Source organism: Ruminococcus callidus ATCC 27760, from assembly GCF_000468015.1.
Classification (GTDB): domain Bacteria; phylum Bacillota; class Clostridia; order Oscillospirales; family Ruminococcaceae; genus Ruminococcus_C; species Ruminococcus_C callidus.
On record NZ_KI260474.1, the window covers coordinates 1 to 9817 of the forward strand.

At 46.7% G+C, this 9817-nt stretch carries 12 protein-coding genes; all 12 read right to left on the minus strand.

Going from position 1 to position 9817, the window contains the following annotated elements; genetic code table 11:
• A partial coding sequence (locus RUMCAL_RS12280; protein ID WP_040648175.1) for a hypothetical protein occupies positions 1-253 on the minus strand: 253 nt, incomplete at its 3' end.
• On the minus strand, positions 237-626 hold the full coding sequence (locus RUMCAL_RS12285; protein WP_021683262.1) for a sigma factor-like helix-turn-helix DNA-binding protein: 390 nt from the start codon (positions 624-626) through the stop codon (positions 237-239). The genes RUMCAL_RS12285 and RUMCAL_RS12280, both read right to left, overlap by 17 nt.
• 141 nt (positions 627-767) lie before the next feature.
• Entirely contained in the window at positions 768-1241 is a 474-nt protein-coding gene (locus RUMCAL_RS12290; RefSeq protein WP_169726013.1) for a Rossmann-fold NAD(P)-binding domain-containing protein, read from the minus strand.
• A complete protein-coding gene (locus tag RUMCAL_RS12295; protein ID WP_242823515.1) occupies positions 1169-1369 on the minus strand; it encodes a VRR-NUC domain-containing protein in 201 nt (66 codons plus the stop codon). Before RUMCAL_RS12295 ends, RUMCAL_RS12290 begins: the two co-directional genes overlap by 73 nt.
• A 256-nt stretch (positions 1370-1625) precedes the next feature.
• The gene (locus RUMCAL_RS12300; protein WP_021683265.1) at positions 1626-4112 is read right to left on the minus strand and encodes a phage/plasmid primase, P4 family; all 2487 of its coding nucleotides are present in this window, start codon (positions 4110-4112) and stop codon (positions 1626-1628) included.
• Positions 4109-4543, minus strand: a complete 435-nt coding sequence (locus RUMCAL_RS12305; RefSeq protein WP_021683266.1) for a DUF7768 domain-containing protein — start codon at positions 4541-4543, stop codon at positions 4109-4111. The genes RUMCAL_RS12300 and RUMCAL_RS12305 overlap by 4 nt, the downstream gene beginning before the upstream one ends.
• Positions 4540-6462, minus strand: a complete 1923-nt coding sequence (locus RUMCAL_RS12310) for a bifunctional 3'-5' exonuclease/DNA polymerase (protein WP_021683267.1) — start codon at positions 6460-6462, stop codon at positions 4540-4542. Before RUMCAL_RS12310 ends, RUMCAL_RS12305 begins: the two co-directional genes overlap by 4 nt.
• A gap of 10 nt (positions 6463-6472) precedes the next feature.
• Positions 6473-7216, minus strand: a complete 744-nt coding sequence (locus tag RUMCAL_RS12315) for a hypothetical protein (protein WP_021683268.1) — start codon at positions 7214-7216, stop codon at positions 6473-6475.
• 4 nt (positions 7217-7220) lie between these two features.
• A complete protein-coding gene (locus RUMCAL_RS12320) occupies positions 7221-7637 on the minus strand; it encodes a gp33 family protein (protein WP_021683269.1) in 417 nt (138 codons plus the stop codon).
• A 1-nt stretch (position 7638) separates the two neighbouring features.
• Positions 7639-9078, minus strand: coding sequence for a DEAD/DEAH box helicase (locus RUMCAL_RS12325; protein WP_021683270.1), 1440 nt, complete (start codon positions 9076-9078; stop codon positions 7639-7641).
• 8 nt (positions 9079-9086) lie between these two features.
• Positions 9087-9425 (minus strand): DeoR family transcriptional regulator, encoded by a 339-nt coding sequence (locus tag RUMCAL_RS12330; RefSeq protein ID WP_021683271.1) that lies wholly within the window; start codon positions 9423-9425, stop codon positions 9087-9089.
• Between the two features lie 162 nt (positions 9426-9587).
• The coding region (locus tag RUMCAL_RS12335; RefSeq protein WP_021683272.1) for a DUF3825 domain-containing protein at positions 9588-9817 on the minus strand (230 nt) is incomplete at its 5' end.

The following is a 9817-nucleotide window of genomic DNA, read 5'->3' on the forward strand; positions in this document are numbered from 1 at the left end:
GCGGATCACCACGGTGAGGAATGATATGGTCGACTACAGTTGCTGCTGTGAACCGTCCCCGTGCCATACACTTCACGCACAGCGGATGCTTCCGCAGGTACGCCTTGCTGAGCCGCTGCCACCTGCTGCCATAGCCACGCTTGGCAGCAGACGGTCGGTCTGGGTGCAGGGGCTGATGCTCTGCACAGTACAAACCGTCTGTCAGATTGGGACAGCCTGGGTGCTTGCAGGGCTTCTTACATTTCTTCGGCACAGCAGTCACAGCCTTTGCAACTCTCTGTGGTTTCTGCAGAGAGTTTTTTCAATGCTTTTTGGTATTGTTCCTTCACCCAGGCAACGCTGTCATTCAGTTCATCTGCAATGGCATCCCATGTTGCAGCGTAAAGATACCGCAAACGAAGGATCTCACGCTGGTCGGCATTGTGATTTGCCATGATAAGTTCTTCCAGCTTCCGTTTCAACCGAATTGATGCAATCAGATCGTCCCACGCTGCCTCCACGATCTCATGTATTTCATCTTCATCGATTTCCATCGCCATAGCTTTCCAATCCTGATAAATCACACTCTGTTCCTTGATGCGTCTGTTTAGATCCATACTGTTTCTTAAAACTTCTTTTGCAAGCATATCGATTCTCCTTTATGGACACGAAAAACAGCCCTCGCAGAATTTCTTCCGCAAAGGCTGTTTCGCTTTCTCCTGTTTTCCTACTTTACAGTATACCACATATGCGAACTATCATCAAGTGTTATGAACTATCATGAACTATCAACTTTTCATCCCTGCCAAGGCTTCCCGGTGCAAACGATAACAGGAAGGTTTACTGTATCCCATTTCTTCTGCGATCTGATTCCAGTCCTTGAATTCCAGATAACGCTTTGCCAGAATATCATGATGCTCCGTATCTGTGACGGCTTTTATCGCAGTATCAAAAACGGCTTTCAGATCTTCCAGTTCCTTTTTTGCAGTCTTTACTTCTTCCTCCAAGGATAAGATCTGAGAAACGCCGCTTTCCACGGCGTGAGATTCCGGCGATACGGGTTTGGGCAAATCAGAATAGGCAGGTGATTTGGGAAAAGAAAGTTTCTGACGAAGAGCATCTGCTTCCTTTTGTTTTCGGTCAATCCTTCTAAGAAGTCTTTGTGCCTGTTTCATGTATTCTTTTGCTGTCATGCCGTGATCTCCTCCAGCATTCTTTTTACCTCCTCCACAGAACGGACGATGGCAGCGTTTCCGCCGCATTTTTGTATTTTGCGAAGAGCCGATTCCTGCAAAGCAGTTGCTTTCCCTTTCTCCGTTTTTACTTCAAAGGCAAAGAACCTGCCGCCAATGCAGGCGATCACATCGGGGATTCCTGCCGTTCCATACATCCCGCCATGCTCCTTCCAGCAAAAACAATTCGGCACGGTTTTCAGATACCTCAAAATCGCCCTTACGATATCCGCTTCTTTCAAACTGCTCACCTCTTACCTCTTTACTGATTTTACAGGGAAATTTCTATTATACTCATAAAAAATGAGAAAATATATGGGGATATAAAATAGGAAATATATAAAAGATTACGGGAATTCCCTGCAAAGCCTGTAAACCCTGTCAGAACGCTGTGCAGACCTCTCCCCTGGCAAGCTACACATGGCTTTCTGAAAAGCTGATGCCTCTCCATGTCCTCCGTTTTCCGGTTCTGTCTGCTGCTTTCACGACCGTGGGAAAATTTGCTTCCAGTTCGTTGTTGAAATTCTGCTGACTGTATGGAGCCATGCCGCAGCTGTCACAGTATGATTTATACCGTGCAAAGAACTCCATTCTTCCCACTTCTGCATCCATTTGCAAAGTACAGCAGTCCCGAACAAACGCCAGCACACTGTTGCTGTCCTCCCGGTATTTCTGGAGTTCCTGTGCATTTGCCTGTGTTTCTGAAAAATGAAAATGATTCTGCATCAGCCGCCGCAGTCCTTCTAAGGCAAATTGAAAGATCCCATCTGCTTCACAGCGGAACTTCTCCAGAAGTTCCGGATCTCGCTTGTCCTCCGGCACAGAATGATTGAACCGGACAATGATCAGACGGCGGTAAAAGCCCTCCGATTTGTCCCCATAGTTCTTCGGAATGCTGTTGCAGGAAAAGAGCAGCCTCGCATAGGGCTGAAAAGAAAAGGGATTTTTGTTTTTCTTTTCCACCGTCAGGTAATCCTCACCGACCAGTGCTTTAAAAATGCCGTTGTCTTCAATGCCCTTTGTGGGTAACTCTGCACAGATATTCGCCCATTTTCCAAACAATTCTGCTGTCTTGAAACGGTCACTGAGTGCCTGCCATGCTACATTGGACACATTTTCTTTTCCCAGCAGCAGTTCATTCAGCACCCGCAGCAGCACAGACTTCCCGGCACCGCCTTTTCCCACAATGATAAAGCACTTCTGGGCATGATTGACCGGAATGAGAAAGTAGCCCAGCATCTCCTGAATCAGCGTCACCTGATCCTCCTCCACGGATTCATGCAGAAACTGCAGAAATCTGGGACACTTTGCATCGGACATATATCGCACATTCAGCTGTACCGTAGACAGATACTTTGCGGTGTGTTCCGATAAGGTTTCGTCCAGCACATTGTACAGTCCATTTCGCACATTGATGAGATAGGGATTGGGATTGAGTTCCCGAATATCCTTCTGTACCTGCATCTTCCATTGTCCTTCGGTATCATTGATCTGAGACAGCTTTGTGTATCTGGTCAGCATTTTATCCCGTACCATATTTCTTGCTGTCAGTTCCGTAATGCTGTGATAAACGCCATTTTCATAGCAATAATACTGCTCGGCAGAATAAAACACAGGGGCATTCTGTGTCATGTATTCTGCAAGCACACCGGGCAGAAACTTCGAACCCCGTTCTGTCATTTCATACCAGTCGGGAATTTCCATGCCGGAGCGATGCTTCCGTGTTTCGGATTTGTTTTGAAATGCCTTGTACAGTTCTTTTTGCAGAGCAAGCAGCGGCTTGACATCTGCATTTTTGAAACCGAAATGCTGCTTTAAATCGTAATGGATCATCGATTCGGCAGTCACGCTGTCCACATTGTAAAGATATTCCGACACAAAGTTTCGTGCAGTCTGCAAATCTTCCACCACGGCATTTTGCACCTTTTGCTGCAGCAGCAGTGCCCGAATGCCATCAATGGAAAGCGGCTGAAAACACAGAGCCGCAGGAGATTTACAGCTGCACTGTCCACTTCGCAGCTTTGGGCAGGAAAAGCCTTTCTCTGCAATGGTGCGGCAGGTCATAGGTTTTGTTCCGCTGCGGAGAAAATGCTGGATCTTATTCTGCGTTTCTTCAAAAGAATACTTCGGATACGGCTTGGAGTATTGATGTATGACCGCTGCACCGCCTTCAAACACGCTTAAATTGGAGATCATCGCATACCAGTCATGTTCAGAAAGTACAGCTGCATTGTCCCGGCAGTACTTGATAAAATCGCATTCTGCTTCTACAATGCCGATCCCTTTCTGTTCGCCATGCAGCGGTACTTTTGATTGTTCTTCTGCTTCTTGCGAAACCGGCAGTCTTTCTATCAGCTGTTCCTGTGTGTATCTTCGTTCCGGGTGAAACGAGATGCACTCTACCAAGACCGGTTCTTTCTTGCAGTGATAGAATCCCGGCAGACGCATGACACGGCTTTCGTTGACACAGGCAGGATCTCCGCCAAAATGCTGCACCAGTGCCTTTTGAATGGGACGAAACAGGGACACCTTTGCCTCTTTGACAAACCAGTATGTATGCAGGGATTTTCTTGTTCTGATAACCATAGACGGCGGCAGCGGAAACGCATCGATGAGTGTCTGCTGTTCCTCGAAAGTTTTATCGTCCATCTCCACAAACTGTGCATTGATGCGAGTAATGCTGTCATCGGTCTGACCGCCGGAGTTCACCACAAAAAAGATGCCATGATTTTTCTGGTTATGTTCTTTCAGCGTGGACTCCACTGCAAAGAATTTTCCTGCTTCTACAGACATTTTGGCACCGGTAAAGATGCCTTCTTTCCGATCATCAAAAATACGCAGACATACCGTATCGTCCGGATGAAAGATCGCATTGATAACATCCTGTGCCGATATATTCATACCACTTCCTCCATTTCTTCTGTGAAATATCGAATCGGCATATGCCTGCGTTTTGCCCATTGGATCTCCTGTGCCATGCCCTCAGAAATGCTGCTGCCGAACACCCATAATTCCACGCATTTGGTTAATAGGACGTGATTCATGAACATTGCAGTTTGCCGTTCTTCCCCAAGGGTATCGTCCAGAAACTGCGGAAAGAGCAAATGCGGTGCAATGGGAATACTGTGATGCATTACTGCAAAACGACTGTATTTCCGGGCATTTTCAATATTTTCATTGGTATTGCCACGATAGGGAGAACAGATATATACAAGCGGTCGGAATGCCGCCAGTCTCCGTGCCTTTTTCTCCTCGCTCTCTATTCTTTTCATTGCTTCAAATTCGGTCGGCGAGAAGTATCCTTCCTTGTTGTGTGTTTCTGCCAAGTTCATTCCTCCAGTTCCTCTAAATTGCCGAAGCTTTCTCCGGCAGATGCTTCTGCCACAAGGGGCAGATCAAACTCCGGAAACGGCTGCTGTTCCATACAGCCTTTCACAAAAGCCACTGCTTCCTGCAATCTGTCTTTCGGAATGAGAAACGTCAGTTCATCGTGAATCTGCAGGATCGGTCTCAGCCATGGGCGTGACGGCAGTCCTTCTAAAATACGGACAATTGCCAGCTTCAGAATATCCGCAGCCGTTCCCTGAATCGGGGTATTCAAGGCACATCGTTCCGCAAAGGACTGCAGTCCCCAGTTGTCGCTGCGAATATTGGGAAGATACCTTCTGCGTCCCAGCCAGGTTTCTGTATACAGTTTCTGCTTTGCGATCATCTTTGTTTCATTCTGCCAGACCGTCAAAGCCGGATAGCCAGCCTTCAGATTGCGAATGATTTCTTCACATTCCGGTATAGATTTCTCTACGCCTGCCTTGAACTTCAATGTGCTCTGCAGTCCCTTTGGAAATAGCCCGTAAAATGTGCCAAAGTTCACGTTCTTGGCGATGGTACGCTGTTCCTTGTATTCCGGTCGATGCTTGTTTTGTGTTTCTGCATAGGTACAGCCAAAAATGACAGAAGTCGTTGCCGCATGAATATCCCCGCCGTTTTGATAGGTTTCCATCATGGTCTTGTCCCGGCAGTAGAATGCTCCCACACGCAGTTCGATTTGCGAAAAATCGAGAGACAAGATCAGATGATTTTCCGAAGCCTGAATAAAATTGCGGACACCGATGGGATCGTTGCTTTTTCTGGGGCAGTTCTGTAAATTGGGATTGCGGCAATTCATGCGGCCTGTTTCGGTGGACAATGCAAAGAAATCCGGATGGATCCTGCCCGTTGCAGCGTTTCGGAATTTCAGATAGCCGTCAATGTAGGTGGACTTGATCTTGCTCCATTTTCGGTATTCCTGTACCAGTGTGAACAAAGGAGAAAGTTCCGGACGGTTGGCATCACACCATTCCTTCAGCAGGATCATTGTGGCATCGTCTGCTGCTTCTCTGTTGGATGCTGTGACTTTCATAACAGGCAGCTGTAAAGTCTGATACAGATACTCCTTGAAAGCTTTAGTGCTGCAGTTTGCTCCAATGGAAATGTCGCCAATGAGCATTGTGATCTCATTCCGGATACGCTGCATTTGCTGTTCTGCCTCCTGCTGACGCACTTTCATCAAATCTGCATTCACAGGCACGCCGTTGTATTTCATTAGCCCTAAGTACACCGCTGCAGGTGATTCGATTTCTTCCACAAGGTACCGATGTTTCGGCAAAAACCGATCAAACCAGTTGTTAAAAATATGATACAACCGCAGTGCAAAATCAGAGTCCGCACAGCCATAGCGTATTGTTTCCATATCCTGTGCATCCAGTTCGTCAAAGTGTCTGCCGTTTGTAACATCCGAAAAAGTGGGCAGCCGTTCATGACACAATTCTTCCGCCAGTTTTTTCAGACCGCTGTCAGCAAGTTTGCGAAATGCGTAGTTGCTTTTCAAGGTCATTTGTGCTGCACAAATGGTATCATACACCGGCGGCTGTATGATGATATCCTGTTGACAGGATATTGCAGATTCAAAGGCGATATTGTGAGCAACTTTAACGATGCACTTGTCCGTGAGAAAAGTTCGCAGAAATTGCAAAAAAGATGTCAGTTCGATATTTTCTCCTACTCTGTGAGCCACTGGGACATATATTCCGGTATGCTCTTTGACAGAAAAACTGCATCCGGTCATATGGTTTTTCTGCGGATCAAGAGCCGCCTTTTCTTCCATGCGGTAAGGCTCGTTCGGTGCAGTCTCATAGTCAAAAGCCACAACTGCTGCATCGCCGATATACTGCTGAATTTCCTGCACCGAAGTGACACATCTGTAATTCTCCATAGCGTTCTCCTCAATTCAGCGGCTCCATGACTTCGCCGGTTTCCGGGTCCACACGCAGTGCATCTTCTGCATCATAGCCCACATTTTTACTAAGAGCCTTGACCTGTTCTGTTACAGCTGTGATCAGCGGATATTCTTCCGGTGACAACACCCGTTCTACAGCAAACTGTGCCTGGGAATAACTCATGCCAGTGCCGCTGACTGCTTTTTTCAGTGTAAATTTTGTTACCACAGCATTGGAATTCTTGTATTTGGGGATCACACGCATCAGATAACGAGTAAAGGACTTCAGAGAACCGGTAGGCAGAGACAGAATTACCGGAAAAATATCGCCCTCCCGAAGCAGATACAGACGACGGCGATTCTTGCAGGCTTTTGCACCGTTCTTTCCGGATCCATACTGATTCAGCGGGCAGGAATCACAGCTGCCGCCGGGATTTCCTTCCCCGTGGTGCCCGTCAAAGCTGCCGCAGTCAGGCGGATTGGAGCCGCCCTGATATTCGCTTTGGTAGTAGGCATTCAAAGAATGCTGATAGAGGATCACAGCTGAAAATGTTTTTACCGTGTCCGGTTCCTCTGGATTCTCACCGGGAATTTCAAACATCACACCGCCGCCGGACGGGATCTTAACTCGTTCAAATGCAGCAGATAAGCCGTCCATTTCTGCACACATCACATCGGCAAGATCAAAGTCCTGCAGAGCAAGGAAGCCTGTTTGGTTGGTTTCCATCATTTCATTTTTCATTGATTTCATCCTTTCATTTTGCAGATTGGCGAACAGACACAGCGGTCTGCTCATAGACATGGACAAGACCGCTCAGCCACTCTGGTACAGTATCCTGATTTTCTGCGATCTGCTCTTTGACAAAAGCAGACAGACTATTGGCATTAACAGTTTCATAGACCAGATCTCCGCAGCCGTTTTCTTTCAAGGCTGCATACAGTTCTTCTTTGCGTCCTGCCACAGCAGAGGCACGAATTTTGGTGGTCAGAGCAAACATCGTTCCGGCACGGGTGAAATTCTGGGTTTCTGTTTCTGCCATTTGCATAGAAAGCTGATACTCTGTCTGTGCGATTTCCGCATGGATGTCCTTTAACTGCTGCTCTGCTGCTTTCTTTTTCTCACGGAGTTGTTTTAGCCGCTCCGCCAGTTCATACATGTTCTGTGTTTGCATTTCAAACTCCTTCCTGAAATGGGTTCATTCCGTTCCGATAATCGTCTACCAGCGTTCTCGCTAAATCCACCTTATCCCGCAGAGAATGGAGGATTTTAGCATCCACAGTATTCTTTGCAGTCAGATAAATATACAGACAGTTTTCTGTCTGAGAAACTCGATGGATTCTTGCTTTTGCCTGTTCAAAGTTAGACATGGAATAGTCCAGACTGTAGAACACCATGGTGGATGCTGCGGTAAGTGTGATGCCCAGACCTGCCGCTGCGATCTGTCCTACAAAGACCTTACAGTCTGCATCTTCCTGAAATCTGCGGATTTCCTCTGCACGGTCAGAAACACCGCCACGCACAGACGCATAGCCAATCTGTTTTCGTTTCAGCAGTTCCTGAATGCCGTCCAGTTCCGGCACAAATCTTGCCAGAATGACCAGCTTTTTTCCTTCTGCAAGCATGGTGTCCAGAATATCGGACAGGGCATCCAGTTTTGCTGTGCTGACAGAAGTGATACTTCCGGCATCGTCTGTGAGATAGCCGCCTGTCATCTGCGACAAACGCAGCATTTTTGTCAGTACATTTACTGCTGATACTTCGGAATTTGAAAGCTCTGCAAAACTTTCCTTTTCCAGCTGTTTATACAGCTTCATGGCTTTTGGTTCCAGTTCTACCGTGCGTATCTCCTCGGTAATTTGAGGCAAATCCAGACATTCTGCCTTAGTTACACGATAGGCAACGGAATGCAGTTTTTGCAGGAACTCCTCCAGCAAAGACTTTTTGAAAACCGGAACATGGTTCCCATAGCCGCACATATCGAAATAACGACTGCGAAAAGCATAGAAGCTTGTCCCGAAGATCTCTTTATTCAGAAAGCGGTACTGGGAAAAGACATCCAGTTCTTTGTTGGTAATGAGTGTACCGGTCAGAAGCAGCTTGTATCTTGACTTGTCTCCGAGATGGTGCATGGCTTTGGACTGTGCCGTGCGGTTTTCCTTGATCTTATGTGCCTCGTCTGCAATGATAAGGTCGGCATCAAAGGCAAGCAGTTCTTTCTCCAATCGCCATGCAGATTCATAATTGACAACAGCGATTTGCAAACCATCCCCATGCAGCTTGGAAAGTTGTTCTTTTTTCTGTGTACTGCTGCCTTTCAGAATAGTCAGCTGATACGGAAAAGCAGCAAAACGTGCAAATTCCTGTTCCCAGACAGAGAGAATAGACAGTGGTGCTGTGATCAGGATTCTTCTGATATGACGATACTGATACAGAATTCCAACAATGGCAATGCTGGTGATGGTCTTTCCGCAGCCCATTTCCATGAGCAATGCCACGCCATTGCTGTGTGTCTCTGAAGGCAGGATGCCAAAGCGTTCGCAGGCAAAGCGGCAGGCGGATTGTTGATGGCGATAGAGCGTTGCTTTAAGGGGGATTTTTAGAACTTCTTTCACTTTTTCTCCTATGCTTTGTATGGACGATATGTATCTGGACCAAATCTGGCAAGAATTTGCTTTAGTATTCGGCTTTGGTATACATCCGCCTTTTGCAGCAGTTCTTCCAGAACTGTAACTTCTTCTTTTGACAGCAGATTTTTATTTGGAGCATACCATTCCGGTATCTGTACTCCGCCACCGTTTCCGCTAAAAGTTTCAAGGGGATATTTCAGCATGAGTGCTCGTATGTCTCGGCGAATCGTTTTTTCTGAAACATGAAATTCATGCATTAAAATTGGAACTGTGCTTTTCCGACGGGAAATCAGTAATTTCAAAATCTCTTCTCGCCGTTCTACGAGACCCATGCCTTTCACCCCCTTTCCGATGTATTTTTATTCTACAACCCAAACTGGTCAGGTCGTGACCAGTTCGAAAAAGATTCACAGAAGTTTCACAAAATGAATTCTTTCAAGAATTACAAAACACCGACAAGGTACAGAAAAAATTCTGCACCTCATCGGATGTTCTCACTTTTTTACCAAACTGGTCAGCCATGGAGCGATGGGTCTTGCAATCATTCTCGCATTCAGATATGCCATTTCCAGTGTCAGACAAGTACTGCCCAGATAATATCCGTTTCGTTCTGTCAAGGTCATGGCAAGGTTCGGTTTTTCCATATCTGTTAAACAGATCGGCAGCAGAAACTGCAATTGATTCTGGTATCCCTGCGGTACTACCAGCCCCGGCTCAATTACTG

Bases quoted from the DNA above. Each gene is read 5' to 3' on its own strand.
- RUMCAL_RS12300 (WP_021683265.1), bottom strand. From the start codon at position 4,112: ATGAATATATCGGCACAGGATGTTATCAATGCGATCTTTCATCCGGAC.
- RUMCAL_RS12310 (WP_021683267.1), bottom strand. From the start codon at position 6,462: ATGGAGAATTACAGATGTGTCACTTCGGTGCAGGAAATTCAGCAGTAT.
- RUMCAL_RS12295 (WP_242823515.1), bottom strand. From the start codon at position 1,369: ATGTATGGAACGGCAGGAATCCCCGATGTGATCGCCTGCATTGGCGGC.
- RUMCAL_RS12285 (WP_021683262.1), bottom strand. From the start codon at position 626: ATGCTTGCAAAAGAAGTTTTAAGAAACAGTATGGATCTAAACAGACGC.
- RUMCAL_RS12315 (WP_021683268.1), bottom strand. From the start codon at position 7,216: ATGAAATCAATGAAAAATGAAATGATGGAAACCAACCAAACAGGCTTC.
- RUMCAL_RS12290 (WP_169726013.1), bottom strand. From the start codon at position 1,241: ATGCGGCGGAAACGCTGCCATCGTCCGTTCTGTGGAGGAGGTAAAAAG.
- RUMCAL_RS12330 (WP_021683271.1), bottom strand. From the start codon at position 9,425: ATGGGTCTCGTAGAACGGCGAGAAGAGATTTTGAAATTACTGATTTCC.
- RUMCAL_RS12305 (WP_021683266.1), bottom strand. From the start codon at position 4,543: ATGAACTTGGCAGAAACACACAACAAGGAAGGATACTTCTCGCCGACC.
- RUMCAL_RS12320 (WP_021683269.1), bottom strand. From the start codon at position 7,637: ATGCAAACACAGAACATGTATGAACTGGCGGAGCGGCTAAAACAACTC.